25 protein-coding genes and 2 pseudogenes are annotated in these 25739 nt (G+C 70.4%); 13 read left to right on the top strand and 14 right to left on the bottom strand.

What is annotated here, in order from left to right; all coding sequences use genetic code 11:
• Positions 1–6 precede the first annotated feature (6 nt).
• Entirely contained in the window at positions 7–1176 is a 1170-nt protein-coding gene (locus RPX00_RS42770) for an MFS transporter (RefSeq protein ID WP_406634384.1), read from the top strand.
• Here RPX00_RS42770 and RPX00_RS42765 read toward each other — a convergent pair.
• The 8 genes and pseudogenes from RPX00_RS42765 to RPX00_RS42730 all read right to left on the bottom strand — a co-directional run.
• Positions 1173–1670, bottom strand: coding sequence for a GNAT family N-acetyltransferase (locus RPX00_RS42765; protein ID WP_406634382.1), 498 nt, complete (start codon positions 1668–1670; stop codon positions 1173–1175). The two genes, RPX00_RS42770 and RPX00_RS42765, sit on opposite strands and share 4 nt — an antisense overlap.
• Positions 1667–2860, bottom strand: a complete 1194-nt coding sequence (locus tag RPX00_RS42760; protein WP_406634380.1) for a M20 family metallopeptidase — start codon at positions 2858–2860, stop codon at positions 1667–1669. The genes RPX00_RS42765 and RPX00_RS42760 overlap by 4 nt, the downstream gene beginning before the upstream one ends.
• A complete protein-coding gene (locus RPX00_RS42755; RefSeq protein WP_406634379.1) occupies positions 2857–3924 on the bottom strand; it encodes an LLM class flavin-dependent oxidoreductase in 1068 nt (355 codons plus the stop codon). Before RPX00_RS42755 ends, RPX00_RS42760 begins: the two co-directional genes overlap by 4 nt.
• On the bottom strand, positions 3921–4811 hold the full coding sequence (locus RPX00_RS42750) for an ABC transporter substrate-binding protein (protein ID WP_406634377.1): 891 nt from the start codon (positions 4809–4811) through the stop codon (positions 3921–3923). Before RPX00_RS42750 ends, RPX00_RS42755 begins: the two co-directional genes overlap by 4 nt.
• Entirely contained in the window at positions 4808–5518 is a 711-nt protein-coding gene (locus RPX00_RS42745; RefSeq protein ID WP_406634376.1) for an ABC transporter ATP-binding protein, read from the bottom strand. The genes RPX00_RS42750 and RPX00_RS42745 overlap by 4 nt, the downstream gene beginning before the upstream one ends.
• Positions 5515–6360, bottom strand: a complete 846-nt coding sequence (locus RPX00_RS42740; protein WP_406634374.1) for an ABC transporter permease — start codon at positions 6358–6360, stop codon at positions 5515–5517. The genes RPX00_RS42745 and RPX00_RS42740 overlap by 4 nt, the downstream gene beginning before the upstream one ends.
• Entirely contained in the window at positions 6357–7343 is a 987-nt protein-coding gene (locus RPX00_RS42735) for an NrtA/SsuA/CpmA family ABC transporter substrate-binding protein (protein WP_406634372.1), read from the bottom strand. The genes RPX00_RS42740 and RPX00_RS42735 overlap by 4 nt, the downstream gene beginning before the upstream one ends.
• A 268-nt stretch (positions 7344–7611) precedes the next feature.
• Positions 7612–8421 (bottom strand): annotated as a pseudogene (locus tag RPX00_RS42730) (ABC transporter substrate-binding protein); the annotation flags it as partial.
• Positions 8422–8482: 61 nt separating this feature from the next.
• Here RPX00_RS42730 and RPX00_RS42725 point away from each other — a divergent pair.
• Complete coding sequence (locus tag RPX00_RS42725) at positions 8483–9265, top strand: IclR family transcriptional regulator (protein ID WP_406634370.1); 783 nt, start codon at positions 8483–8485, stop codon at positions 9263–9265.
• Here the strand turns inward: RPX00_RS42725 and RPX00_RS42720 are convergent.
• From RPX00_RS42720 to RPX00_RS42710, 3 genes are all read right to left on the bottom strand, one after another.
• Complete coding sequence (locus tag RPX00_RS42720; protein ID WP_406634368.1) at positions 9262–10308, bottom strand: LLM class flavin-dependent oxidoreductase; 1047 nt, start codon at positions 10306–10308, stop codon at positions 9262–9264. The genes RPX00_RS42725 and RPX00_RS42720 overlap by 4 nt on opposite strands.
• A 246-nt stretch (positions 10309–10554) precedes the next feature.
• Positions 10555–11820: an LLM class flavin-dependent oxidoreductase gene (locus RPX00_RS42715; RefSeq protein ID WP_406634366.1), complete on the bottom strand. Its 1266-nt coding sequence runs from the start codon at positions 11818–11820 to the stop codon at positions 10555–10557.
• On the bottom strand, positions 11817–12773 hold the full coding sequence (locus RPX00_RS42710; protein WP_406634364.1) for an LLM class flavin-dependent oxidoreductase: 957 nt from the start codon (positions 12771–12773) through the stop codon (positions 11817–11819). Before RPX00_RS42710 ends, RPX00_RS42715 begins: the two co-directional genes overlap by 4 nt.
• A 173-nt stretch (positions 12774–12946) precedes the next feature.
• On the opposite strand from RPX00_RS42710, the gene RPX00_RS42705 reads away from it, so the two are divergent.
• Positions 12947–13078 (top strand): hypothetical protein, encoded by a 132-nt coding sequence (locus RPX00_RS42705; RefSeq protein WP_406634362.1) that lies wholly within the window; start codon positions 12947–12949, stop codon positions 13076–13078.
• A complete protein-coding gene (locus tag RPX00_RS42700; protein WP_406634360.1) occupies positions 13075–14154 on the top strand; it encodes a YeiH family protein in 1080 nt (359 codons plus the stop codon). The genes RPX00_RS42705 and RPX00_RS42700 overlap by 4 nt, the downstream gene beginning before the upstream one ends.
• A gap of 57 nt (positions 14155–14211) precedes the next feature.
• Here RPX00_RS42700 and RPX00_RS42695 read toward each other — a convergent pair whose 3' ends face one another.
• Positions 14212–15576 carry an aspartate aminotransferase family protein gene (locus RPX00_RS42695; RefSeq protein ID WP_406634358.1) on the bottom strand — a complete coding sequence of 455 codons (1365 nt, stop codon included), beginning with the start codon at positions 15574–15576 and terminating at the stop codon, positions 14212–14214.
• A gap of 1372 nt (positions 15577–16948) precedes the next feature.
• Here RPX00_RS42695 and RPX00_RS42690 point away from each other — a divergent pair.
• On the top strand, positions 16949–17629 hold the full coding sequence (locus RPX00_RS42690; protein WP_406634356.1) for a transglycosylase family protein: 681 nt from the start codon (positions 16949–16951) through the stop codon (positions 17627–17629).
• Positions 17630–17823: 194 nt separating this feature from the next.
• Here RPX00_RS42690 and RPX00_RS42685 read toward each other — a convergent pair whose 3' ends face one another.
• Positions 17824–18627 (bottom strand): helix-turn-helix transcriptional regulator, encoded by an 804-nt coding sequence (locus RPX00_RS42685; RefSeq protein WP_406634354.1) that lies wholly within the window; start codon positions 18625–18627, stop codon positions 17824–17826.
• Positions 18628–18705: 78 nt separating this feature from the next.
• On the opposite strand from RPX00_RS42685, the gene RPX00_RS42680 reads away from it, so the two are divergent.
• From RPX00_RS42680 to RPX00_RS42645, 8 genes and pseudogenes are all read left to right on the top strand, one after another.
• Positions 18706–19452, top strand: a complete 747-nt coding sequence (locus tag RPX00_RS42680) for an SDR family NAD(P)-dependent oxidoreductase (protein ID WP_406634352.1) — start codon at positions 18706–18708, stop codon at positions 19450–19452.
• A 17-nt stretch (positions 19453–19469) separates the two neighbouring features.
• The gene (locus RPX00_RS42675) at positions 19470–20216 is read left to right on the top strand and encodes an SDR family NAD(P)-dependent oxidoreductase (protein WP_406634350.1); all 747 of its coding nucleotides are present in this window, start codon (positions 19470–19472) and stop codon (positions 20214–20216) included.
• Positions 20217–20260: 44 nt separating this feature from the next.
• A pseudogene (locus RPX00_RS42670) lies at positions 20261–20752 on the top strand (M23 family metallopeptidase); the annotation flags it as partial.
• A gap of 196 nt (positions 20753–20948) precedes the next feature.
• Positions 20949–21896, top strand: coding sequence for a cation diffusion facilitator family transporter (locus tag RPX00_RS42665; protein ID WP_406634348.1), 948 nt, complete (start codon positions 20949–20951; stop codon positions 21894–21896).
• A 114-nt stretch (positions 21897–22010) separates the two neighbouring features.
• Positions 22011–22178: a hypothetical protein gene (locus tag RPX00_RS42660; protein WP_406634346.1), complete on the top strand. Its 168-nt coding sequence runs from the start codon at positions 22011–22013 to the stop codon at positions 22176–22178.
• A gap of 21 nt (positions 22179–22199) precedes the next feature.
• Entirely contained in the window at positions 22200–22547 is a 348-nt protein-coding gene (locus RPX00_RS42655; RefSeq protein ID WP_406643283.1) for a BlaI/MecI/CopY family transcriptional regulator, read from the top strand.
• Complete coding sequence (locus RPX00_RS42650) at positions 22544–23464, top strand: M56 family metallopeptidase (RefSeq protein ID WP_406634345.1); 921 nt, start codon at positions 22544–22546, stop codon at positions 23462–23464. The genes RPX00_RS42655 and RPX00_RS42650 overlap by 4 nt, the downstream gene beginning before the upstream one ends.
• A 49-nt stretch (positions 23465–23513) precedes the next feature.
• On the top strand, positions 23514–24686 hold the full coding sequence (locus RPX00_RS42645) for an Ig-like domain-containing protein (RefSeq protein WP_406634343.1): 1173 nt from the start codon (positions 23514–23516) through the stop codon (positions 24684–24686).
• Between the two features lie 52 nt (positions 24687–24738).
• On the opposite strand, the gene sbnA is transcribed toward RPX00_RS42645, so the two are convergent.
• Positions 24739–25713 (bottom strand): 2,3-diaminopropionate biosynthesis protein SbnA, encoded by a 975-nt coding sequence (gene sbnA, locus RPX00_RS42640; protein ID WP_406634341.1) that lies wholly within the window; start codon positions 25711–25713, stop codon positions 24739–24741.
• Positions 25714–25739 lie beyond the last annotated feature (26 nt).

Here is a 25739-nt window from a genome sequence, read left to right as displayed (position 1 = left end):
GGGCGCATGAGCCCCACCTCAGTCGCCAGCCCCGTCCAGCGGCTGCCGCTTTTCGCGCTGCTGTCCCTCGCCACCGCGGTCTTCATCACCAGCCTCACCGAGACGCTGCCCGCCGGGCTGCTGCCCGCGATGAGCGGTTCGCTCGGCGTCAGCGAATCGGCGACCGGGCAGACCGTCACCGTTTACGCGCTGGGCACCGTGCTGACTGCGATCCCACTGTCCACAATCACCGCCGGCTGGCGACGCAAACGGTTGCTCCTCACCGCGATGGCCGGATTCGCCGTGGCCAACACCGTGACGGCGGTGTCGTCGGAGTACCTCTTGACGATGGTCGCGCGCTTCGTCGCCGGGGTCGCCGCCGGTCTCGCGTGGGCGTTGCTTGCCGGGTACGCCCGGCGGATGGTCGCCCCCGCCCTGCAGGGCCGGGCCATCGCGATCGCCATGGCGGGCATTCCGGTCGCCCTGTGCCTCGGCGTGCCCGCGGGGACCTTCGTCGGCCAGCTCACCGGCTGGCGCACCGCGTTTCTTGCCATGACTGTGCTCACGCTCCTGCTGCTGGCGTGGATCGGCGCGGCCGTGCCGGACTATCCGGGACAGTCCGGGGCAGCGCGGCCGAGGATGCTGCCCGCGCTGCGCGTCCCGGGTGTGGTGCCGGTGCTGTTCGTCACGCTGGTCTTCGTGCTCGCGCACACGGTCCTGTACGCCTACCTCGCCACCTTCCTCACCTCGCTCGGCATGGGCGGCGAGACCGACCTGGTCCTGCTGGTCTTCGGCCTCGCCTCCATCGCGAGCATCTGGATCGTCGGCGCGCAGATCCACCGGCGGCTGCGAGTGCTGACGGTCGTGAGCGCGCTGCTGGTCGCGGTCGCCGCGGCGGTGCTCGCGACCGAACCGGCGCTGGTCTACGCGGCCGCCGCGCTGTGGGGCCTCGGCTGGGGCGGGGTGCCGACCCTGCTGCAGACGGCGGCGGGAGACGCGGGCGGCGAGTCTGCTGACGCGGTGCAGGCGATGCTGGTGACCCTGTGGAACGCCGCGATGGCGGGTGGCGGTGTTGTCGGCGGGGTGTTGCTGGACGTCGCGGGCAGCGGGTCGTTTCCGTGGACGGTGCTGGTGCTGATGGCGCCGGTGCTAGCGGTCGTGTTACTCGCGCGGCGGCACGGTTTTCCGAACGCCTAAACGCTCTTCACCAGGTAAACCGCCCCGCGAATGTGCTTCCCGAGCGTGTTCGCGGGCGGTTCGGCGACTTGATAACCGGCCCGGCGGTACATCGTCAGGTTCCGCTCGCTGCTCGCGCCGGTGTAGAGCACCAGGCTGGTCGCCTCCGGCGGGGCTTGCTGCTCGGCGTAGCTCAGCAGCCACCGCCCGACGCCCTTTCCGGCGAGGTCGGGTGCCACCATCAGGCGGCCGATCTCCCAGCGGTCCTCCTCGAGATGGGCGCGGACCGCGGCGACGAGCCGCCCGCCGACCCGGACTGTCCACACGCGGGTGGACGCGATCCAGCCGCGCACGGTGTCGAGGTCCTCGTGCAGCGCGGGCACGTCGAAGGTGTCGTTGACGATCGCCTGCGGGACCCAGCAGCACCGTTGCAGCACCAGGAGTTCGGCGGCGTCGGCGGCTTGGGCCTCGGACAGCTGGGCATCGGCGAGCGGCAGGACGGCGAGGTCGGTCACGTCTCTTGATCTTGCGCGCCGGGAGACCCGGTGTCCACCGAATATCCGAGCCGCCGCTGCGCCAGTTCGGCCAGCAGAGCCGCGCCGTCGGGGAGGACGGCGTCGTCGAACTCGGCGTCCGGGGCGTGATTTCCCGGCGCGGTCAAGGGATCCCGGCCGGGCGGGCACGCGCCGACGCTGGTCATCACCCCGGGGACCGCGGCGAGGATCCGGCCGATGTCGTCCGAGACCAGCGCCGGTGCGGAGGTACGGATGAACCGGTCCGGGCCGAAGACGTCGTGCACGGTGTCACGCACGAAATCCGCTTCGCCAGTGTGGTTCACCGTGGCGGGATAGCCCGGCCGATAGGTGGTTTCAGCACGGACCCCATGTGCGTGCGCGACACCTTGCGCGGCGCGCTCTACTGCGGCGGCGAGCCGTTCGAGGGTTGCGTCGGACAGCGCCCGGAGCGTCGCGTCGAGCTGTGCCTCGGCCGGAATGATCGTCGCCTGCGTTCCGGCGTGGACGCTGCCGACGGTCAGCACCACGGGTTCCTGGACGTCGAACTCCCGGTTGACCACTGCGTACAGCGCGGTGATCAGGGCACCGGCCGCGGGCACCGGATCGGCGGTGCGATGCGGCCAGGCGCCGTGCCCTCCCCGGCCGCGCAAGGTGATCGTGACGCTGCCGGACGCGGCCAGCGCGGGACCGGCGGTGTTGGCGAAGGTGCCCAACGGCGACGAAGCGGCGGAATGCAAGGCGTAGGCGGCGATCGGTTTGGCGCCGGTCGCGTCGAGGAGACCTTCGTCGAGCATGTGGCGTGCGCCGTCGTGTCCCTCCTCGCCAGGCTGGAACATGAGCAGCACGTCGCCTGCCAGCTGGTCCCGGCGGGCGGAGAGCAGGTGTGCCGCGCCGACCAGCATCGCCGCGTGCTGGTCGTGGCCGCAGGCATGCCGGGGCCCGCCAGGGAACGGCAACGCGTCGAGATCGGCGCGGAGCAGCACGGTAGGGCCGGGCGAAGCGCCGCGCACGATCCCGATAACCGAACTCAGCGCGTGGCCGGTGCGGATTTCGAGAGGCAAGCCGTCGAGGGCGGCGAGCACGGTTTCTTGCGTGCGCGGGAGCTGGAGCCCGACCTCCGGCTGCGAGTGCAAGCGCGCTCGCAGCCGGGGCAGGCCGAGGTCCCGGGCAGCGGCCAGGAGCGGGCTCATCCGCGCAACGCGGGCAGGATCGTTTCGCCGACCCGGTAAGCCTCTTCCAGCAACGGATTGCCGGACAGGATGAACACGTCGACCCCGAGATCCTTGAACTCGGCCAGCCGCTCCAGCACCTGCTCGGTGCTGCCGACCACGGCGGTGCCCGGGCCCGGCCGGAACAGGCCCATGCCGGGCCACAGGTTCGGATGCTGTTCGAGTTCCCGCGCGCGAGCGGGGACCACGCCGCCGTGCTGGCGGAACTGGCGGCGCCAGCCCTCGCCGTCGTTCCCGGCCGCGTCGCCGAGCATGCGCTGGTACGTGCGGTCGCTGGTCACGTCGAGGAGCCGGTCGGCGGCGGCCCACGCCTCTTCCTCGGTGTCCCGGACGATCAGGTGCAGGCGCAGGCCCAGCCGGAGTTCGCGGCCGTGCGCGGCGGCGCGTTCGCGCACCCGCTCCAGTTTTTCCTTGAGCAGGTGCGGAGGTTCGCCCCAGGTCAGGTAGACGTCGACGTGCTCGGCGGCCATTTCGATCCCGGCCGGGGAGGAACCGCCGAACCACAGCGGGACGTGCGCGCCGCCGTCCGGCACCAGCTCGGCGAGCCCTTGCCCGGCACCGGTCAGCTCGTAGAACTGTCCTTTGTGGTCGAACGTTTCCCCGGCGGTGAGGCGTTTGACCAGCGACCAGTATTCGGCGCTGAGCGCGTACCGTTCGTCGTGCTCCAACTGCAGCCCGGCCTGGCGCAAGGCCGGCGTGGAACCGTTGACCACGTTGAACCGCAAGCGGTCCCGGCCGAAGAGCTGCTCGAAAGTGAGTGCCATTTTCGCCAGCTGGGTCGGGGAGATCAGCCCCGGATGCACGGCGAGCAGCGGTTTGAAGGACGGCCGGGTGACCGCGGCGAGCGCGCTGGCGAGCGGCCACACGTCGTAGAGGTCGGTGGCGAACAGCGCGCCGTCGAAGCCGAGACGGTCGGCCGCGGAGCCGAGTTGCTGCAGATAGGTCAGGTCGACTTCGCGGCGGCCTTCGGGCTCCCACGGATAGGCGCCTTCGCGGGGGATGAGGTACCAGAGGATTTCGGTCATCGGTTCACTCCGAGTTCCGCGGTGACGGCCTGGTCCAGGCCCGCGTGCCGGATCCGCGCGACCTCGATCGGTTTGGCCAGGAATCCGGCGGCAGCCAGGATGTCGGCGGCTTCCTGCTGCTCGGCGAGGAAAGCGTCGCTCACCGGCTCGAGTCGCCAGGGCAGCACGGCCAGCGCCGCGTGCCAGTCGGCGACCTCGCCGCCCTGATCGCCGGCGGTGAACTCGGCTGCTTCGGACAGGTTCGCCGAAGCCCAGCCGTCGGCCTGCTGCAGTGCTTTCACGATGGTGCCGACGATTTCGGGTCGCGTGTCGGCGAAGTAGCGGCGGGTGAAGAACACCGAGCGGTCGGCGATCACGTCCCCGGCTTCGACGAGAGTGCGCACCGCGTCGGTGCGGCGGGCGGCGAACAGTTCGGCGCCTTGCGCGACCCACGCGCCGATCCGGCCTTCGCGGAGGTCGCCGGCGGAGGACGGTCCGGCCCTGCGCGCGGTGATGTCGCGGCCGTAGTCGAGTCCGTGGCTGCGCAGGAGTTTGCTGACGAAATGGGTCTGCCACGAGCCGATCGCGAGGTCGACGGTCTGGCCCTTCAGGTCCGCGACCGTCTGGACGCCGCTGTGCACGAGCAGCGCGCCGTGGCCCGGCCGAGGCGCGGAGACGGCGGCGTAGACGAGGTCGTGCCCGTCGGCTTGGGCGGAAAGCGGCGGGGTCGAACCGGTGCCGCCGAAGTCGATCCGGCCGTCGGCGAGCGCGGCCGCGGTGTCGAGCCCGCCGATCCGGTGCCATTCCACCCGTTCGCCGAGCGGGCGCAGCAGTTGTTCGAGCAGGCCGAGGCGGGAGAGGTGGTAGAGGGACGGATTGTGCGGGTGGACTCCGATGCGGACGGTCATGGTGAGGTCTCCTCTAGCGAGTGCACGCCGAGGTCGGCGAGCAGGCGGGAACGAAGGGCGGCGAAGGCGGGATCGGCCGGGTCGCGGGGCCGGTCGAGGGTGATGCGTTCGTCGGTGATCAGGCGTCCTTCGCGCAGGACGCCGATGCGGTCGGCGAGCCGGATGGCCTCGTCCACGTCGTGGGTGACCAGCAGCACGGCCGGCCGGTGGACGCGGCACAGGCGTTCGACGAGGTCTTGCATCCGCAGCCGGGTCAGCGCGTCGAGCGCGGCGAATGGTTCGTCGAGCAGCAGCAGTTCGGGTTCACGGACGAGGGCGCGGGCCAGGGCGACCCGCTGGGCCTCGCCGCCGGAGAGCGTGGCGGGCCAGGCGTTGGCGTGGCTGGCGAGACCGACTTCGGTCAGTGCTTCCAGGCCGGTCGCGCCGCCGCGCGGCATCCCGACGGTGACGTTGGCCAGCACGCGTTTCGACGGCACCAGCCGGGGTTCCTGGAACACGACCGTGCGGACCCGGGGCACCAGCACGGTGCCGCCGTCGGCACGGTCGAGCCCGGCCAGCAGCCGCAGCAGGGTCGTTTTCCCGCTGCCGCTGGCACCGAGCAGGGCGAAGAACTCGCCGCGCTGGATGTCGAGGTCGAGGCTGTCCAGCACCGCGCGGTCGCCGAAGCGCCGTTCGAGCGCGCGCAGGTGCACCGCCGCCGCGTTCACCGGGCACCCCGTCCGACCGTCCGCCACGGCATGACCAGCCGTTCCAGCAGCCGGACCGCGCCGTCGGCGAGCAGGCCGATCACGGCGTAGATCAGGATGCAGACGGTCAGCACGTCGGTGCGCGAATACTCCTGCGCGGTCGACATCAGGTAGCCGATGCCCGCCGTCGAGTTGATCTCCTCGGCGGCGATGAGCGCGATCACGCTGAGCGTCATCGACAACCGCAGCCCGGACAGCAGCGACGGCAACGCACCCGGCAGCACGACCTCCCGCACGAGAGCCAGCCTGCCCATCCCGAACGTCCGCATCGCTTCGAGGAGACCGCGGTCGGCGTTGCGCACACCGCCGGAGGTCGAGACGTACATGGGAAAACTCGTCGCCACCGCGATCAGCACGACGCGCGCGGTTTCGCCGATCCCGAACCACACCATGAACAACGGCACCAGCGACAGGAACGGGACGGTCCGCAGCAACTGGACGGAGGAGTCGAGCAGTTCCTCGCCCAGCCGGGAAAATCCGGTGAGGACGCCGAGCGAGAGGCCGACGAGCACGCCGATGGCCAGCCCGGCTCCGGCACGCGCGAGCGAGACTTCCAGCGCGTCGCCGAGCTGTCCGCTCGTCCACAGTTCGCCCACGGCGGCCAGCACCTGCCCGGGCGAGGCCAGCAGCGTCGGACTGAGCACGCCGGTCGCCGACCCGGTGATCCAGGCGAGCAGCAGCACCAGCGGCCCGACGACGCGCAGGGCGAGCCGCAGTCCGCGCCTTCTGACGCGGGTCGCCGGTGCCTCCGGGACGACCAGCCCGGCCGTCGGCGCGGCGGAGAGTTCAGTCGCCGTGCTCACTTCGGGCTCCCGGGCAAGGTGTTGACGTCGAGCACGTACGGTTTGACGTCGAAGAAGCCGTTGGTGATGTGCTGCTCGGCGAAAAACCGCGCGACGTTGTGGAAGCGGTCGAGTTCCGGCGCGCCGATCGGTGCGGTCGGCGGCACAGCCTTGTTGATCGACTCCGCGACAGTTTTCTGTGCCGGGGAAAGGGCTTCCGGCCCCGCGGTGGTTTTGACGTTCAGGAACGCACCCGGATCCTGCTGCTGACGCTGGCCCGCGCCGCGCAGATAGTCGTACAGCGCGCGCACGACTTCGGGGTGCTGGTCGGCGAATCCGGTGCGCACGGCCCAGACCGCGTAGTTCTCGGAACCGACCTGGCCTCCGGTCACGAGGAAGCGGGAGCCGCCGTCAGCGAGCCGCGGCACCGAGAACTGCGCCCACGTCGACCACGCGTCGACCTGGCCGGACGCGAACAGCGGCGCGACCTGGCCGGGCTGCAGATACACCCGCTGCACCGAATCGATCGGCACGTTGGCCTGCCGCAACGCTTGCAGCAGCAGGTATTCGCTCGTCCCGCCGTGCCAGACCGCGACCTTCTTGCCGACGAGGTCCCGCACGCTGGCGATCGGGGAGCCGTTCTTGACGAGGATGCCCTCGCCGAGTTTGTCCGGCTGGGTAGCGGAAAACAGCTTGAAACCGGGGTTCTGCGCGAGCGCGGCGGTCGCCGAAGTGATCGAGCCGGACGCGAAGTCGAGCGCGTTCGCGTCGAGCTGCTGCGCGGCGGGGGCGAACGCTCCGGCCGTGCCGGTCCATTCGACCGAGGCGTGCACTTTCGCGAGGGCGGCGGCGAGCGAACCGTCTTTGCGGCCCAAGGCGAGCAGGCCGGAGTTGCTGTCGTCGGGGATGCGGACCTTCACCGTGCCCGCGTCGGCCGAACTGGACGAGCAGCCGGCGAGGCCGAGGGCGAGGACCGCGGCGGCGGCCAGGGCGAGGATTCTCATGGTCGGGCTCCGGGGAGATCGGGGATACGGAAGCGAGTGCGCGGGCGGCCAGCAGCGGTTCGGGAGCGGCCCAGGCGGACACGTCCACCGGGCGTTCGAGAAAGCCTTGCTGCCGCAGGAAAAGCTCTTGCCGCGCGAGCAACTCCAGCCGGGTGTCGGACAGCGACAGGCCGAGGTTCGCGGCGGTTTCGGGACGGTAGGCGCCGGTGACGCCTTCGACGCCCGCGCCGGTTTCGGCACGGAGGATCCTCGCGACGTCCTCGGGCCGGTCAGCCGCCCACGCGGCGGATTCCAGCAGGACCGCCAGGAACCGGGTCACCACGTCCGGATGTTCGTCGAGCAGCCGCTGGTGGACGGTCACCGGACGCGGCGTGCCGTTGTTGACCCGTGCGCGGCGGTCCGGGGCGGCGTCGAGGTCGATCGCGACCTTGGCCCCGAACCGTCGCGCGGTTTCGACGGCGACCGCGCCCTTGACGTAAACGGCGTCCACGATGCCGTCGCGCAGTGCGGCCAGTTCGCCTTCCCACTGGCCGATCGGGGAGCCGGGCACGTCGACCAGCTCGGCGTCGGCGAGGGTGAGCCCGGCGAGCGACAGCGCTCCGGCGTGGCCGTGCAGCGCCATCGCCCGCCAGAAGTCGATCGCGATCTCGTGGCGGGGCACGGCGAGCCGGAGCCCGCGCAGCTGTGCGGGCTCCTCGATCGGGCTGTCCGCGCGCACCAGGATGCTCTGGCGTTCTTCGATCCAGGTCAGCGCGATCAGCCGCGTGTCGACGCCGCGCGAACGAGCCCACAGCGCCGGGACGTTCCCGCCCTCGCGGAACAGGCCGGGCAGCTCGTGGGTGAAATGCGCGTCCCGCTGGTCAGCGGGCAGATCCTGGAGCGCGCGCACGCGGATGCCGTCCGGGGCGAACGCACGGGCCAGTTCGCCGCGGTCGGCGGCGATCCCGGTCGCGGTGGGCACGGGACAGCGGGTGAACCAGATTTCCGGCAGGGCGGGCACAGTTTCTCCAGCGGGTGGGGAGGGGAGACGGCCGAGACCGTCGCACGGGCCGTGTCGGGCCGACAATATTTTCCACATCATGAGAGATCTGGCGGCCGCTACTGGTACTACTGCGTAGATTCTGTGCGAGACTTGCCACATGGTGAGCAAAGCCGGTACCGCCGCCGAACCCGTGCCCGCGGGCGCGCAGGCCGTCACCCGGGCGCTGGGCATGCTGCAGTGCTTCCGGGACAACCCGGGCGATCTCGGCGTCTCGGAGCTGGCGCGGCGGATGAACCTGTCGGTGTCGACCGCGCACCGGATCGCCCGCACCCTGGCCGCGACCGGATTCCTGGCGCTGGCCGAGGGCAGCCTGCGCTATCGGCTCGGGCCCGCGGTCGCCGAACTCGGCCAGCTTTCCCTGTACCAGCGCGGAATCCACCTCGCCGCGGACGAACTCGCCGAGGTCGCCAAGGCCACCGGAACCACCGCCGACCTGGCCATCCGCAACGGCTCCGACGCGGTGATCCTGGCCGGCACGAGCGTCGCCCTCACCGCCGGGCTCGGGCTGCGCCGTCCGCTGCACTCGACCGCGCTGGGCAAGGTCCTGCTCGCGTGGGCACCGCCGGGCGAGGACGACCTGGACGCATTACCGCTGACCGCCTACACCGAGCGCACCATCACCGACGCAGCTGATCTGCGCGTCGAACTGGACCGGGTCCGCGAGGCTGGTTACGCGCTGAACGACGGGGAATCGGCGTTCGGCGTCCGGACGATCGCGGTGCCGGTGCTGCGATCGTCCGGGCACGTGCACGCGGCGCTGGCGCTTCGGTCCACTTCGGACACATTGACGGACGACCGGCTGCCGTGGTTCTTGTCGCGGGCGCTGAGGTGTGCCGATGCGCTGGCGGTGTTGTTGCTGGAGCCCGGGCAGCGATACTAGTTCGACGGCCAAGGCGGCCCCGGCACCGCCCTCCGCAACGCCGGAGCCACCTCAGCCTGGAACAGCTCCAGCGCCGCGCGGTGTTCCGATGGCGTCCGGCCGTCGCGATCCGCCGACAGGTGCGTCACCCGATGCCCGAACTGTTCGTGGTACCGCAGCACCTTCTCGGTGACCTGAGCCGGGCTCCCGATCAGTGCGGAGCTGCGTTCGACGAAGTCCTCCAGCGTCGGGAAAACCACCTCCTGGCCGAGCTTCCGCTGCAGCGCCAGCCGGGCCGCGAAGATCGGCCGGTACGCCTCCAGCGCGTCCTGGGACCGGCTGGCCAGATGGAACCCGGCGGTGCCGGCGCCGACCACCGCGGCCGCGGGATCGTGGCCGTGGAAAGCCCACCGCTGCCGGTAATGCCGGATCAGCTCGGCGTACGGCCCGATCGGATTGGTCACGTTCGCGGAGAACAGCGGGTCCCCGTGTTTCGCGGCGAGTTCGACGGATTCGCGGCTGGTGGCGCTGCCGTGCCAGATCCGGATCGGCTGCTGCAACGGCCGCGGCCACACCTCGGCGGCGTGCAGCGGCGGGCGGAACCGGCCGGACCAGGTGACCCGGTCGGCCTGCCACAGCTTGCGGAACAGTTCGTAGCCCTCGGCGTTGCGGTCCCACTGGTCCTCGGGCGTGACGTCGAACAATTCGCGCTGGGCGGAGCCGTTGCCCTTGCCGATGATGAGTTCGAGCCTGCCGCCGGACAGGTTGTCCAGCATCGAGTAGTCCTCGAACGCGCGCACCGGGTCGAGCAGGCTGAGCGTGGTGACCGCGGTGAACAGCCGGATCCGCCGCGTGCGGGCGGCGATGTGGCTGAGCACCACCGGCGGGGACGACGACAGGAACGGCCGCTCGTGCCGTTCGCCGACGCCGTAACCGTCGAAGCCGAGTTCTTCGGCGAGTTCGGCGTTGTCGACGACCTCGCGCAGCCGCGCGTCGGGGGCGGCGAGTTCGCCGGTGACGGGATCGGGGGTGTGGGTGATGAGGGTGATGAGGAGGAATCTCACGGCAGCTCCAGGGCGGTGCCGGTGCCGGTGTGGCGGGCCCGGTGGTCGGCGGTCTTGCGTGGTCGGGTGGTTGGTTCCTGGGGCGTGGTGAGACGAGATCTCACGGCAGTTTCCAGGAGGCCGCGGAGGGTGGCACCGGTGTCGTGGGTGCTGCGGTTGTGTGGTCGGGCGGTGCTTCCGGCTGCTCGGTTTTTGGCCTGGCGGGCCCGCGTCGGCCCCGTCCGTGCGGTGTGGCGAGACGAGATCTCACGGCAGCTCCAGGTGTTCGCGCAGGGTCGTGCCGGAGTACTCGGTGCGGTACACGCCGCGGTCCTGCAGTTCCGGCACCAGCCGGTCGACCACCTCGTCGATCGTTCCGGGGACGAGCTGCGGCGTGAGGTTGAACCCGTCGACCACCCGGTCCTTCGCGTAGCGGGCCCATTCGTCGGCGACCTGGCCCGGCGTGCCGACGAACGCATGGTGCCGCGGTTCGACCTCCAGCACCAGCTCGTGGATCGACAGGTTCTTCGCTTCGGCGAGGTCGCGCCACTGCTGGATGCGTTCGAGTTTGCCGGTGCGGTGCTCGATGGAAATGGTGCCGCGGGACGGATCCAGCTCGCCTTCGACCGGTTCGATGTCCGGCAGCGGCCCGTGCGGGTCGAAGGACGAGAGGTCCTGGCCCCAGTACTGTTCGAGAAACGCGATGGCGCGCTGCGGATTGAGCTGCCGGCGGCGGATCTCCTCGGCGCGTTCGGCGGCTTCGCACGGCGTGTCGCCGAGGATTACGGACGCGCCGGGCAGGATGCGGACCGCGTCGGCTGGCCTGCCGTGGCGGGCCAGGCGGTCTCGCAGGTCCGCGGCGTAGGCGGCGGCTTTGTCGTAGGCGGTGTTCGCGGAGAAGACGACGTCGGCGTGTTGTGCGGCCAGTTCCCGGCCGCCGGGGGAGTCGCCGGCCTGGAACAAAACGGGGCGGCCCTGCGGGCTCGGCGGGACCGTCGGTTCCGCGCGCAGCCGCACCAGGTCGGTGTCCGCTTCGGCTGGTCCGGTCCACAACGCTTTCGCCGCTTCGACGAACTGGGTCGCGCGTTCGTAGCGGCGTTCGTGGGCCAGCCAGCCGCCGTGCCGGAAGTTGGCTCCGGTCCAGGCGTTGTCGGTGGTGACGATGTTCCAGCCGGCCCGCCCGCCGGAGACGTAGTCGAGCGAGGCGAGGCGGCGGGCGAGGTCGGCCGGGTAGTTGTAGGTGGTGTTCTGCGTGGCGACCAGGCCGATTTTCGTGGTGGCCCCGGCCAATGCGCTCAGCTGCGTGATGGCGTCCGGGCGGCCGGCGACGTCGAGGGCGTGCACGCGGCCGCGGTTCTCCCGCACCCGCAGGCCTTCGCCGAGGAAGAACGCGTCGAAGAGCCCGCGTTCCATCGTGCGGGCCACCGACACGTACGTCTCGATCTCGGTGTGCGCCGCGTTCGACGGGTCGTCCCACAGGAATTGCGGCCCGACACCGGTGTAGAAGACTCCGAGGTGCAGCTGCGCGGTCATGCGATTCCCTTCGACGACACGGCGAATCGGTTCTCGGGACGCGGGAGGCCCAGCGTGCTGCGGAGGGTCGCGCCCGGTTCCGGCGGGGTGAGCAGACCGCGACGGCGCAGTTCGGGCAGCACTTCCTGGTTCAGCCGCGGCAGGTCTTCCGCTGCGGGGTGCAGGCGTACGCCGTCGAGATCGAGCTGCGCCAGGAACGGGACCAGGCCAGCGGGGTCGCCGGTGTAGCGGGTGCGGCCGTTCGGCGGCGGGGCGGCGGAATCGAAGCGGACTTCCAGCTCGCCGAAGACCAGGGGAGCGGCATGGCGACGGTGCTGGAGATGGTCGGTGAGGACGATGTCCGGCCGGACGACGTCGGCGAGGTCTTCGCTGGCCAGTACGACGAGGCTGCCCTGCGGCGGGCGCGGCGTGATCAACGGGCCTTTGACCGAGAACGTTTCCCCGGTGAAGTCCACGTGGTGGACCTTGTCCGGGTCCAGGTAACGGCCGGTGGCGAGGTCTTTGATGACCGCGTCGTCCTCCCACGAATCCCACAGCCGCCGGATCGCCTCGACGACGTCGGCCACCTCTTGGCGGAGGTCCGCCGGCGCCGCGCGGCCGACCGTCGCGAGCGCGTCGGGCGTGGCGGCGGCGCCCACGATCCAGGCGGCGCGGCCGTGGGTGGCGTGGTCGAGGCTGGCCAGCTGGGCGGCCAGGTGGAACGGTTCGGCGGTCAGCACGTGCGACGTCGGGGCCAAGCCGATGCCGGACGTCTGGGTGGCGGAATTGGCCGCGCGGACCGTGGCGTCGACCCGGAATCCGCTGGCCGGCGGGACGGGTGCGTCGTCGAAGGTGGCGAAGGCGAACCCGGCCCGCTCGGCGTCGGCGACCGCCTCGGCCAGAGCGTGCGGGCTGGGGTGCGGATGCGCTCCGTCGAGTTCGACGGCTAGGTGCAGGGTTTTCGGTGAACTCATGCGGCCCCTCGATTCGGTTGTGCCAGAGGTAGCCGCCGCCGGGGGTGCGCCGCACCGCTGCTCAGGATGTGGGCGGCCGGGCGGTGTTGTTCCGGCAGTGTCCACAAAGGAGGCTGTCCCAGCTGGTGGACAGCGGGGAACGACGGCGTAAGGCCGCCTACAGTCCTGCGGTCATGAGTTCCGATTCGAAGCCGAGGCGCGCTGGGCGGATCAGCGCCGACTGGGCCGCGGTGCTGGTCGCGGCCGTACTGGTGGCGCTGGCCGCGTTCGGCGTGCTGCCGACGATCCCGTTCCTGGTCAAATGACGGCCGCGCTCCAAGGCCGCCGCGCGGTGCCCGCGGTCGTGAAGTATGTGCCGGGACTGCTGCTGCTCGCCGCGGTGGGCATCGTGGGAACGTTGGCACAGAACGGAGTGCGCAGCCTCGGACAGGCGACCGGGACCGCGCTGCCGGACATCGAGTACGTGCTGTGGGCGATCGTCCTCGGACTGGTCATCCGCAACACGATCGGCATCCCGGCGCTGTTCCGGCCCGGCGTGGGCACCTACGAGTTCTGGCTGAAGACCGGCATCGTGCTCCTCGGCGCGCGGTTCGTGCTGGGCGATCTGGCCAAGCTCGGCGGGTTCAGCCTCGGCCTGATCCTGGTCGACATGGCCGTCGCGACCACGGTGATCCTGCTGGTGGGCAAGGCTTTCGGCCTGGGCGGGAAGCTGTCGTCGCTGCTGGCGATCGGCACGTCGATCTGCGGGGTGTCGGCCATCATCGCCGGCCGCGGCTCGATCGACGCCGACGACGAGGACTCCGGGTACGCCATCGCCGCGATCCTCGCGCTGGGCGCGGTCGCGCTGTTCACCTTCCCGGCGATCGGGCACGCGCTGAACCTGACCGACACCGAATTCGGCCTGTGGGCGGGACTCGCGGTGGACAACACCGCCGAGACGACCGCGACCGGCGCGGCGTACTCCCCGCACGCGCAGGACGTCGCGGTCGCGGTGAAGAGCACGCGGAACGCGTTGATCGGGATCGTGGTCCTCGGCTACGCGGCCTACTGGTCCACTCGCGGCGGCAAGGCGGTCGCCAGCGGCGTAAAGGGTCGCGCCGGCTTCGTGTGGCGCACCTTTCCGAAGTTCGTGCTGGGGTTCATCGCGGTTTCCGCACTGGCGACCGCGCACGTGTTCACCAAGGCGGAAGTCGCCGACCTCGGGAATCTCTCGAAGTGGGCGTTCCTGCTGTGCTTCGCCGGGGTCGGCCTGAACTTCGACCTCCGGCAGATGGCGCGCAGCGGGCTGCGGCCGCTGGTCGTGGCCGCGCTCGGGCTGGTGGTGGTCGCGGGATGCTCGCTCGGGCTGGTGCTGCTGACCTCGCAGTGGTTCAGCTTCTGACCGGGGCTGTGCCACCGCCAGACCCCGGGCGGTGGTACAGCCTCTTTTGGCCAGTCGTCAGCGCGCTTCCCGGGTCGCGGAGTCGAGCGCGGCCAGCAGGATCCCGACGGCCGTGCGCACGACTTCCGCGGCGACGTTGAGCGGCGGCAGCAACCGCACCACGCTGTCGCCGCGCCCGCCCAGTTCGACGATGAGCCCGCGGCGCAGCGCGTGGTTCTGCACGGCCAGCGCGAGTTCCGAAGCCGGCGCCCCGGTGCGTGGATCGGTCAGCTCGATGCCCCACATCAGCCCGGTGCCGCGCACGTCGGTCACCCACGGATGGCCGGCCAGCGGGGACAGCAGCTCCTCGAGCTGGTGCCCGCGTTCGACGACGTTGTCCAGCACGCTGTCGCGGTTGACGACCTCGATCGCCCGCGCGCCCGCGGCGAAGGCGAGCTGGTTGCCGCGGAAGGAGCCGGTGTGCGCGCGGGGAGCCCAGTTGTCGAGGCGCTCGTCGTAGATGATCAGCGAGACCGGCGAACCGATTCCGCTGAGCGCCTTGGACGCGACGATCACGTCGGGTTCGATGCCGTAGCGCTCGAAGGCGAACCAGGTGCCGGTCCGGCCGCAGCCGGTCTGCAGTTCGTCGACGATCAGCGGGATCTCCAGTTCCCGGGTCAGCTCGCGCACCCGGTGCACGAACTCCGCCCTCGCCGGGACCACGCCGCCCTCGCCCTGCACGAGTTCGAGCACCACCGCCGCGGGCAGCGGATCGCCGCCGTCGGGGTCGTGCAGCGAACGTTCGAGCAGTTCGGAGCAGCTCGCCGCGCAGGTGTCCGGATCGAGCCCGACCGGGCAGCGGTGGCAGGAGGCATGCGGGAAGTACCGCGTGCCGCTGGCGGCCGGCCGCTGCTGGCCGGCCAGCCCGGACAGGCTCAGCGCGGCGGGCGCGCCGCCGTGGAACCGGCCCTGAAACGCCACGACGCCGGCGCGCCCGGTCGCGGTCTTGCACAGTTTCAGCGCGGCTTCGACCGCGTTCGCCCCGGCGGGCCCGCAGAAGTGCAGCTTCATCCGCGAGCGCAGCGCCGGGGGCAGCATCGCGAGCTGGGCCTCGGAGAACTCGTCCTTGACCGGCGTCGGGAAGTCGAGCGCGTGGGTCAGCTTGCTCAGCTGCGCGGTCATCGCCGCGACCAGTTCGGGATGGTTGTGCCCGAGGGACAGCACCCCCGCCCCGGCGAGGAAATCGATGAACACGTTGCCGTCGGCGTCGCGCACGAAGCTGCCGGAGCCCTCGGTGATCGCGATCGGCAGCCGCCGCGGGCCGCCGCGGGCGCCCGGCTCACGGCGGTCCTGCCGGGCGAGGTACTCGGCCGAGCGCGGGCCGGGCAGATCGCAGTAGACGGCGGGGCCGGTGAGCGGCGCGGGGTGCTCGAGGATCGTCATCTGGCCTGTTCTCCCCTGACAGTGGTGGTGGCGCGGCCGGTCCCGGCCGCGGTCGTCCGTGCGGAATGGACGACGGAATTCCGGCCGGGCCGTTCCCGCCGCCCGGCGCGCGTCTGCCCGAATAACCGGAACGGCCGTTCGCGCGGGTTCGGCGGTATTGTGTTCCCGGCCCTGGGGCGGGCCGGCCCGCCGCCGGTTCGCGGAGGTGTTCCTCCGACGTCGAGCGGCGCGTCCGGCGTCGAGTCCGTCATGCACTCCTCCTCGTTTTTCCCGGGGGATTCGCGAACCGCCGGAAAACGGCCCGCGGCGGCCGGAACGGTTTGTCCCGGGCAGACCGAGGGAGGGCCGCGCGTGGCGCAGCCCTCCCTTGGTCGACGTCGCTGAAATACCGCGGGGCACAGAGTAGCGCAGGCGGTTCCGGCGGATCGGCGCGTCCGCCAGGCGGTCGCCGCGGCCGGCTCCGGACCGAAAAGAATCATCCGGTATTAGGCAAGGCAATGCGCCAGGCGAGTGAAGACGACGATTTCACGGAGTTCGCCGCACTGGGCTGAACGACTGAATTCGCAACGGTGTTCGCGGAAATGGGAAACGGAACGTGAATATTCACGTCCCGTTTCCGCGGTGTGAATCCGCGGGACGAAGGCCGCATCGTGGGACATTTTCCGGCCGAGGAGAAAGATGTTCGGGATATGGCGAAACGGTGAAATGATCGGACGAAGCGGGCTCGGTGCCGATTTCGCCGCCGGGCCCGTCCGGGGCGCTGTTTTCCGCACCGGCCGGGCGGCGCGCTGCGGTATCGGTGGCGGGCTGTCGGCCGGGTGGTCCAGACCAAGCCGGTGGTCCAGACCGGCTGGGCACTGGTTCAGACCACCGCGCGGCTGGCCGGAGCCGTCCGCCCGCGGTCGCGGCCGGAGGAAGGGGTCTGGTCCGGCGGGACGCGTTCCGTCGGACGGGTGTCGTAGCGCGTCGTGAACGCGGCCTGGGAAACCGATGTTCTTCTTGACCGTAACAACGCTCTAGAACGCTTATCGCTAACGTAGATGACTGTAGGAAAGTTGCCAACTTGCGATATTGAGGGCTGTCCTGCATGGATATACGGGGAAGAAACGTTGCCGTTGAGCGGTTAATTATTGGCCAAGTAGTGCGCCTTGAGCATGACGCACTGTCGCCCTGCTGCTACGCGCTGCGGCGATCTGTGGCCGATCCCACTGCCTCTGTACACCTGCCGTTTTCGTTTCGTAACCTTCTCGAGCTTTTGCGGTGACCTGCGATCTACCCCGAGGATCAGCGACCCGGAGCCGCCGCGCACCGTCGCGGCTCGCCGCCTGGCGAGGACGGTGCTGTGGTGTGACAGCGAAGGAGCCCACCTACCGTGGGACGGCACAGCAAACCCAGCAAGACGAAGACTGTTCTCCAGCGCACCGGCGCGACCGCGGCTCTCGCGGGCGCCACCCTCGGCGGCATCGGCCTCGCCGGGGCGGGCACGGCCAACGCCTTCCCGGGGCAGGCCGGCATCGTCAAGTGCGAGAGCAGCGGCAACCCGACGGCCGTGAACAACAACACCGCGGCAGGCCAGCGCGCGGGCCGCCCGGCGGGCCTGTTCCAGATCGTCACGAAGACCTGGCTCGCGAACGGCGGCGGCCAGTTCGCCCCGACGGCCGACAAGGCCACGCCCGCGCAGCAGCAGATCGTGGCGGACCGCATCTACGCGAAGCAGGGCTCGGCCCCGTGGCAGTGCCGAGGCGGCTCCGGCCCGGCGAAGTACGCGAACTTCGGCGGCGACACCTCCGGCGGCTCGGCCGAGGTCGAGGCCGTGGCGGCGAAGCCGAAGTCCGAGGTGAAGGCGCAGGCGAAGGTCAAGTCCGGCCCGAAGCACGCGGCCCCGACCTCGAACCCGGACGGCACCTACACCGTCGCGGCCGGCGACACCCTCTCCGGAATCGCGAAGAACCTCAACGTCGAAGGCGGCTGGCAGCACCTGCAGCAGCTGAACCAGAAGTTCATCCCGGACGCCAACCTGATCCTGACCGGTCAGAAGATCGTCACGAAGTAACTTCGCCGAAGGCCCCGGCCGCGCGCGCGTCGCTTTCCCCCGATCGACGCGCCCGCGCCCGGCGGCCGCCGGTGCACGCGCGCGAACTGCGCTCGGGCACCGCGCGCACCCGGCGGCCGGCGTGCGGGGCGATCGGGTCTGCTTTGTGGGAACACGGGCCCGTTCGCGCCGCACGCCTTGCCGGGAAAAGCCGCTTACCCGCGCACCCGCAGCGGCACACTGCTCAGCAACGCCAGCGCATCAGCGCTAACGCTGCCAGGCTCAGCCTGATAAACGATCAACTGCTGCCCAGGCGCGCTCCGCACGTCGAACGCCTGATAGGTCAACGTCAGCGCCCCGACCGCCGGATGCACGAGATGCTTAGGCTCGCGCGTCTTCCCTCGTACCTGATGCGTCTCCCACAAGGCCCGGAACTCCTCGCTGCCCTCGCTCAATTCCGCCACCAGTGACGGCAGTGCGGGGTCGACCGCGGCTCGCAGATTTGCCACGGTTGCCTGTGCGGTCCAGTCCCAGCGAGCGTAGAACTGCCGCCCCGCTGGGTCGAGGAACGTCATGCGCGCGAGGTTGTCCGCGGTCTCGAACGGGGAGAACAGGGCATCGGCGAGGGTGTTCGTGGCCAGGATGTCCAGGACGCGGTTGAGCACGAAAGCCGGGGCCTGCGGGTAGCTGTCCATGAGCTGCCGCAGGTCGGGGCTCACGGTCTGGGGCGCCGGAGCGGTCTGCCACGCGACCCCGGCTAGGCGGTACAGGTGGGCGCGCGCGTCGAGGTCCAGGTCCAGTGCGCGGCTCAACGCGTCGAGAACCTGTCCTGACGGCCGGGTTTCGCGGCCTTGTTCCAGGCGGGCGTAGTAGTCGACGTTCACTCCGGCCAGTACGGCAACCTCTTCGCGACGCAGGCCCGCGACCTTGCGTCGGCCGGAGTAGTGCACGTCGGCGTCTTCCGGGGAGCGTTGCGCGCGGCGTGCTCGCAGGAAATCGCCCAGTTCGGTGCTGCCCATGTCTGCCAGGGTAGGCGGCCGCTGGGTGGGTGTGACACGTCCTGTCAACGCCGTCCGCCGCCGATGAGACTGGCCGTCATGACGGATGAGATGGTGGCGGGGAAGGTCGCCGTGGTCACCGGGGCGGCGCGCGGGGTCGGTGCGGCGACGGTCGCGTGGTTGCACGCCCGCGGAGCGCGGGTGCTGGCCACGGATGTCCGGCCGGAGGTCGAGGAGCTTTCCGGCCGGTTCGCCGGAGTGTCCACTTTGGTCGGCGATGTGTCTAAAGAGGACGTCGCGGTGCGAACCGCGGCTACTGCGCTGGAAAAGTTCGGCGGGTTCGACATTCTGGTCGCCAATGCGGGTCGTTCGGTGAACAAGCCGGTCACTGAGACGACGGCGGCCGACTGGGACGAATTGATGTCCATTAACGCCCGCGGCGCGTTTTTGCATGCACGGGAGGCATTCCGGGTGATGCGCGATAACGGTGGGGGAGCGATCGTCACGGTCGGCTCGTTTGCTTGCACGGTCGGGCTGGCCGAAGCGGCGGCTTACAGTGCGTCCAAAGGGGCATTGGCGCAGCTGACCAAAGTGCTCGCGCTGGAAGGCGGCCCGCACGGAATTCGCGCGAATGTCGTTGCGCCGGGCGTGATCGAGACCGATCTGCTCGACACGTTCCGCGCGGACAGCCGGGCGTATTTGCGGTCTTTCGGCGACGTGCATCCGCTGGGCCGGGTCGCGCAGCCCGAGGAAATCGCTGAGGTGATCGGGTTTTTGGCGTCGCCCCGGTCGGCGTTCATCACCGGGGCGGTCGTCGCCGCGGACGGCGGATACACCGCGGCTTGAATAAGGAAAGGAAACTCATGACGGGAAGGCTTGACGGAAAGGTCGCGTTGCTGACCGGGGCGACCGGCGGCATCGGGCGGGCCACGGCGGAATTGTTCGCCCGCGAGGGGGCGAGGCTGGTGATCACCGACGTCGATCAAGCAGCAGTGGAGAAGCTCGCCAAGAAATTGGGAACGGAGGTGCTGGCCGATCGGCTGGACGTGTCCTCGGCGGAGAACTGGCGCGAGATCGTCGATCGGACGCAACAGCGCTTCGGCCGCCTTGACGTGCTGGTCAATATCGCGGGAATCGTGGACTGGCCGGGGATCGAGGAAACCGGTAAGGACGGCTGGGACCGGGTGATCGCGGTCAACCAGACCGGGACCTGGCTCGGGATGAAGACCGCGATGCCGCTGTTGCGTGCTTCCGGGAACGCATCGGTGGTCAACACTTCCTCGGTGCTGGGGCTGGTCGGCAGTGGCGCGGCCGCCGCGTATCAGGCGTCCAAAGGCGCGGTGCGGCTGCTGACCAAAACCGCGGCGGTCGAGTACGCGACGCGCGGCGTCCGGGTCAATTCGGTGCACCCGGGCGTCATCGCCACGCCGATGATCCAGGACCTGCTCGACGACCAGGGCGACCAGCAGCCCGACATCGTGCGCACGCCGATGCGCCGCGCGGGCAGCCCGGCCGAGGTCGCGCGGGCGATGCTTTTCCTGGCCAGCGACGAATCCTCGTTCGTCACCGGAACCGAACTGATCGTGGACGGCGGCCTCACCGCGTACTGACACCGGCTTCATCTACTATCCGGCGTAGTAGATGTGGAGGTGTGATGGTGCGGAGCCGGGGCGGGCTGGGAGCGGGACTCGTCCTGGCCGGGTTCGCGAGCGGGGCGGCGTTCGCCGCGGCGGCCGAGCGGGCACCGGAGCAGCCATCCGTGGCGGGGCATGACGTTCTCCCGACAGCGGCGCGCCCGCCGGAGGCAGAACTGGCGGTGCTGAAGTCCGCGGTCAAAGTGCGGGAAAAAGCCCGTCAGAAAGCCGAAAAACCTCGCTCCTACGCGCCGGTGACGGGCACGATCACCTCGAACTACGGGGCCCGCTGGGGAACGACGCACTACGGCCTGGACGTCGCGAACGCGATCGGCACCCCGGTCCGGACGCCGCTCGCCGGAACCGTGCTCGAAGCCGGTCCGGCCAGCGGGTTCGGGCTGTGGGTCCGGGTCCGGCACGAGGACGGCGCGGTCACCGTGTACGGCCATCTCAACCGCTATGCGGTCAAGGCCGGGCAGCGGGTCGCGGCCGGGCAGGTGATCGCCGAGGTCGGCAACCGGGGGCAGTCGACCGGTCCGCATCTGCACTTCGAGGTCTGGTCGGCGGGGAGCGCAAAACCGACCCGCTGCGCTGGCTGCGGCGGCTCGGGGTGCGGATCGAACCGGGCGGGTGACCCGGGGTGGACGTCGGCCGGGGCGTGCGGGACAATGCATGCACGTTTCACTATATATGCAGGCAGGAGGCACAGTGGGCGAGCAGCACGGGCACGGGCACGGGGTCTCGGCCGGTGCGGACCGCAAGTGGCTGGTGCGGGCGCTGGTGCTGATCGTCGGGTTCATGGCCGTCGAACTCGTCGTCGGCCTGATCGCCGGGTCGCTGGCGCTGATCACCGACGCGGGTCACATGCTGACCGACGCCGCCTCGATCGTGCTCGCCCTGGTCGCGATCCGGCTGGCCGCGCGTCCGGCGAAGGGCGGGTTCACGTATGGCCTCAAACGCGCGGAAATCCTGTCCGCGCAGGCCAACGGGATCACCTTGCTGCTGCTGACCGCGTGGTTCCTCTACGAGGCGATCGCCCGGCTGATCGAGCCGCCGCAGGTGCAGGGCGCATTGGTGCTCGTGACGGCGCTGGCCGGGATCGCCGTGAACGTCGCGGCGAGCTGGTGCATCAGCCGGGCGAACCGGTCGAGCCTCAACGTCGAGGGCGCGTTCCAGCACATCCTCAACGACCTCTACGCGTTCATCGCGACCGCGGTGGCCGGCGCGATCGTGTGGTGGACCGGCTTCGCCCGCGCGGACGCGATCGCCGCGCTGGCGGTCGCGGCGCTGATGGCGAAGGCGGGCTGGGGGCTGGTCCGCGAATCGGGCCGGATCTTCCTGGAGGCCGCGCCCGCGGGCATCGACCCGGAGGCGGTCGGGGACCAGGTGGCGTCCGTCCCGGACGTGGTGCAGGTGCACGACCTGCACATCTGGCAGATCACCTCGGGCGAGCCCGCGCTGTCGGCGCACGTGCTGGTGCGGCCCGCCGCCGACTGCCACGCGGTGCGCGCCGGGATCGAGGAGATCATGCGCTTCCGGCACCGGCTCGACCACACCACGCTGCAGGTGGACCACGCCGACGAGGACCGGGCCGAGCACTGCGAGCGCCCGCACGGCCCGGTCTACCGGGCTGGCGGCCCGATCCCCGGAGCTTGAGGTGGCGGCCGGGCTCGCGGTCCGTGAAGGACTCCTTGGGGGAATCAGATTCCCTCAAGGGGCCCTTCACAGACGGCAAACCCGGGCGCCGAGCCCGCGAACGAAAGGAACCGCATGAAATCCGACCTGGCCGCCGCCTCGGCCGCCGGCGGCTGGACCCTCCTGGCGATCTTCGCCGTGCTCGCGATCCTGCTGACCGCGATCGGCATCGCCCAGGCCCGAGACCCGGCCCGCCGCCCGCCGTCCGACGCCCCCGAAACAACCCCTGACGACGCTGGATAAGCGAGCCCTAGGATGCGGGTCGTGCAGGGACTGGGCGAGCTGGAATCGGCGGCGATGGACGTCTTGTGGCGAGCGGGCGAAGCGCGCACGGTCCGCGAAGTCCTGGCGGAGCTGAACCGGGAGCTGGCCTACACCACCGTCCTCACCGTGCTGGACCACTTGCACAGCAAGGGCTGGGTCGAACGCGAAAAGCACGGCCGCGCCTACTGCTACACGCCGGTGTGGTCGCGGGAGGAAGCCGCGGCGCGCGCGATGCGGAATCTGCTCGCCGACGTCGGAGATCCCGAAGGCGTGCTGCTGCATTTCGCGCAGTCGGCGTCGGAGGGGGAGCGGGCGGCGTTGCGGCGCGGCCTCAGGAAGCGCTCGTGATCGTCTCCGCGGCACTCGTCGCGACCGTGGCCGTGGTGGGTTTCTGCGGGCCGATGCTGCTGCGCCGGACGTTGCGGGCCAGCGTGCCCGGTCCGCTGCGGTTCGGGACGTGGATCCTGTTGCTGGGCAGCATGATCGCCGCCGGAGCCGGTGCGGTGGCGACGGCGTTCGGGCCGGGGCACGAGGCGGCGCGGCAGTTTGTCGCCTGGCTGCGCATCGATACCTTGCGACACCATGAAGTGTTGCATTTGGACGAAGTAATCGGCGTGTCCGGCGTGCTGCTCGTGACGGGCGCGGCCGGGGCGTTCGCGGTCGCTTCGGTACGGCGGTACCGGCATCAGCTTCGCTTGCACGACAGGCATTTCGCGGAACTGTCGATCGTGTGCCAAGCCAGCCGCGCGGGGGTGTGGTGGCTGCCGCTGGAGGAGAAACTCGCCTACAGCATCGCGGGAAAGCCCGATCTGGTCGTGCTTTCCGAAGGGCTCGCGAAGGACCTTTCCGCACCGGAACTCGCCGCGGTGCTCGACCACGAACGGTCCCATCTGCGCGGACGGCACCACCGGCTGGTCGGGTTCGCACAAGCGGTGTCGGCGGCGCTGCCGTTCGTCCCGCTGGCCCGGCAGTCGCCGGAATTCGTTGCCGCTGCGGTGGAATTGAGCGCGGACGCCGCCGCTGGCCGCAAGCACGGACCGGCGACCGTCAGCGCGGCTCTCGACCGGATGCATCCGGTGCGGTCCCCGGCCATCGCGTTGCGGCTGGGACACCTCGCGAACAGTGGCCGCCGTCACAAAAGCGCGTTCCGCGTGCGGGACAGCGTGCTCGTTCTCGCTGCGGCAGCGGCACTTCCGCTCAGCACGGCCGCCGCGCTCGTGGTCGCCGGGGCTTGGGCGGCCACTCCCGCCCTGCTCCACGCCTGACCGCTATGACTACTATGTCCGGTAGTAAGCGCGAACGGGGGTTGATCAGGTGCTGGGCCGAAAAACGCAGATCATCGCGGGGATCCTCGCCGGGCTGCTGCTGACGACGGGGTGCACGGCCGCATCGGATCCCGGCCCGGCCGCCAGCACAGAGCAGAAGAGCAGCGCCGCGCCGGTGCCCGCGACCCTCGACCTCGGGCCCAAGGACGGCGCCACTGACGTCGCGCCCGGCGAACCGGTCACCGCGGTCGCCGGCGGATCCACGCTCAGCGAGGTCACCCTCGCCGCCGCGGACGGCACCGCGGTCCCCGGCGCGATGGACCCCGCGAAGCAGCGCTGGAACACCAGCAAACCGCTGGAGTACGGCACGAAGTACACGATGACGGCGCGTTCGGTCGGCGCGGACGGCAAACCGGTCACCCGCACCAGCACCTTCACCACCGCGACCGCCAAGGCGCAGGCGTATCCGTCGGTGATCCCGCTCGACGGCGAGACCACCGGCGTCGGCATGCCGATCACGATCAAGTTCTCCGCGCCGGTCTCGGACAAGGCGGCGGCCGAGAAGATGCTCACCGTCACCTCGGACAAGCCGGCGACCGGAGCCTGGCGCTGGTTCGGCGACGACGAGGTGCACTACCGCACCAAGGAATACTGGCCCGCGTACTCCACGATCACCCTCGACATCAAGATCGCCGGCCGCGCGCTCGGCAACGGGGTGTTCGGCAAGGCCGACCGCAAGATCACCTTCAAGACCGGTCCGTCGATCATCTCGAAGGTGTCCGACCACGAAAAGCAGATGCGGACGTACAAGGACGGCCAGCTCGTCCTGACCTCTCCGGTGAGCCTCGGCAAACCGTCGGCGCGCAGCGTTTCGGGCACCATGCTGATCATGACCGTGCAGTCGCCGTACACAATGGACTCCAGCACGTACGGCGTGCCGACCGACGCCCCCGGCGGCTACCGCACCACGGTGAAGTACGCGCTGCGGCTCACCAACTCGGGCCAGTTCCTGCACTCCGCGCCGTGGTCGGTGCGCCAGCAGGGGAGGACCAACACCTCGCACGGCTGCCTCAACGTCAGCGTCGAGAACGCGAAGTGGTTCTACGAGAACTCCCATCGCGGCGACATCGTCACGGTGACCGACACCGGCGCGGACCTCAAACCCGGCGACGGCTGGACCGACTGGCGCTTCAGCTGGGAAGACTGGCAGAAGAAGGTCTGATCCCGCCGGGAGACGGCGCACCGGGGGATGCCCGGCGCGCCGCCCGTGCGGATCAGACCGACTGCCGGGTCCGGGGCGAAAGCACGTCCTCCCCGTAGATGCCCTGCAGCCAGTTGGTCTGGTAGATCGTGTCGAGATAGCGTTCGCCGAGGTCCGGGGCGACGGCCACGGCGGTCAGATGGTGCGCGTCGTGCTCGGACAGCCAGCTGGTGGCCCCGCTGACGACCGTTCCGGTCGAGCCGCCGAACAGGAACCCGTTGCGGGCCAGCCGGTGGCACGCCCGGACCGAATCGGGCTCCTCGACGAGGACCACGTCGTCCACATAGGACTCGTCGAGGATCGCCGGGCGCACGCTGGTGCCCAGCCCCGGCAGCATCCGGCGGCCGGCGGGGCCGCCGAAGGTCACCGAGCCGACGCTGTCGATCGCGACGATCCGCACCGGCCGGTGCCACTGCCGGAAGAACCGCGCGCAGCCCATCAGGGTGCCGGTGGTGCCGGCTCCGACGAACAGCACGTCGAGGCTCGGGAACGCGGCCGCGATCTCCGGGCCGGTCCGGTGGAAGTGCGCGCCCCAGTTGTCCGGGTTCGTGTACTGGTTGAGCCACACGTAGCGGTCGTCGGACGCGCACAGCATGCGCACGTGGTCGATGCGCGCCCCGAGGAGACCGCCCTCGGGACTGGGTTCGGTGATGATGTGCACCTCGTTGCCGAGGGCCTCGATCGCGCGGCGCGTCGCGAGGTTGCAGCGCGAATCGGTGACGCACAGGAACTTGTACCCCCGGCTGGCCGCGATCATGCTCAGCGCGACGCCGAGATTGCCCGAAGAGGACTCGACGATGATCGAGCCCGGCCGCAGCAGGCCGTCGCGCTCGGCGGCGTCGACCATTTCGGTGGCGGCCTTCAGCTTGATGGAGCCGGCGAAGTTGAACCCCTCGCATTTGAGGAACAGCGAATAGCCGAAACTCCAGCGGAGGTCGACGTACAGGTCCTCCTCGTTGAAGGCTTCGGGAACGGTGATGACTGGCACTGTGATCTCCCCTTCAGACAAAGCTC

It is taken from the genome of Amycolatopsis sp. WGS_07 (genome assembly GCF_045278895.1).
Lineage (GTDB): Bacteria > Actinomycetota > Actinomycetes > Mycobacteriales > Pseudonocardiaceae > Amycolatopsis.
The sequence above is the reverse complement of the archived record's forward strand: the minus strand, read 5'-3'. Positions and strand labels throughout refer to the sequence as shown.

What these genes read in the sequence shown, in the direction of transcription:
- RPX00_RS42710 (WP_406634364.1), bottom strand. Translation starts at nt 12,773, where the DNA reads ATGAGTTCACCGAAAACCCTGCACCTAGCCGTCGAACTCGACGGAGCG.
- RPX00_RS42685 (WP_406634354.1), bottom strand. Translation starts at nt 18,627, where the DNA reads ATGGGCAGCACCGAACTGGGCGATTTCCTGCGAGCACGCCGCGCGCAA.
- RPX00_RS42755 (WP_406634379.1), bottom strand. Translation starts at nt 3,924, where the DNA reads ATGACCGAAATCCTCTGGTACCTCATCCCCCGCGAAGGCGCCTATCCG.
- RPX00_RS42715 (WP_406634366.1), bottom strand. Translation starts at nt 11,820, where the DNA reads ATGACCGCGCAGCTGCACCTCGGAGTCTTCTACACCGGTGTCGGGCCG.
- RPX00_RS42680 (WP_406634352.1), top strand. Translation starts at nt 18,706, where the DNA reads ATGACGGATGAGATGGTGGCGGGGAAGGTCGCCGTGGTCACCGGGGCG.
- RPX00_RS42750 (WP_406634377.1), bottom strand. Translation starts at nt 4,811, where the DNA reads ATGACCGTCCGCATCGGAGTCCACCCGCACAATCCGTCCCTCTACCAC.
- RPX00_RS42770 (WP_406634384.1), top strand. Translation starts at nt 7, where the DNA reads ATGAGCCCCACCTCAGTCGCCAGCCCCGTCCAGCGGCTGCCGCTTTTC.
- RPX00_RS42700 (WP_406634360.1), top strand. Translation starts at nt 13,075, where the DNA reads ATGACGGCCGCGCTCCAAGGCCGCCGCGCGGTGCCCGCGGTCGTGAAG.
- RPX00_RS42735 (WP_406634372.1), bottom strand. Translation starts at nt 7,343, where the DNA reads ATGAGAATCCTCGCCCTGGCCGCCGCCGCGGTCCTCGCCCTCGGCCTC.
- RPX00_RS42660 (WP_406634346.1), top strand. Translation starts at nt 22,011, where the DNA reads ATGAAATCCGACCTGGCCGCCGCCTCGGCCGCCGGCGGCTGGACCCTC.
- RPX00_RS42705 (WP_406634362.1), top strand. Translation starts at nt 12,947, where the DNA reads ATGAGTTCCGATTCGAAGCCGAGGCGCGCTGGGCGGATCAGCGCCGAC.
- RPX00_RS42675 (WP_406634350.1), top strand. Translation starts at nt 19,470, where the DNA reads ATGACGGGAAGGCTTGACGGAAAGGTCGCGTTGCTGACCGGGGCGACC.
- RPX00_RS42760 (WP_406634380.1), bottom strand. Translation starts at nt 2,860, where the DNA reads ATGAGCCCGCTCCTGGCCGCTGCCCGGGACCTCGGCCTGCCCCGGCTG.
- RPX00_RS42695 (WP_406634358.1), bottom strand. Translation starts at nt 15,576, where the DNA reads ATGACGATCCTCGAGCACCCCGCGCCGCTCACCGGCCCCGCCGTCTAC.
- RPX00_RS42725 (WP_406634370.1), top strand. Translation starts at nt 8,483, where the DNA reads ATGGTGAGCAAAGCCGGTACCGCCGCCGAACCCGTGCCCGCGGGCGCG.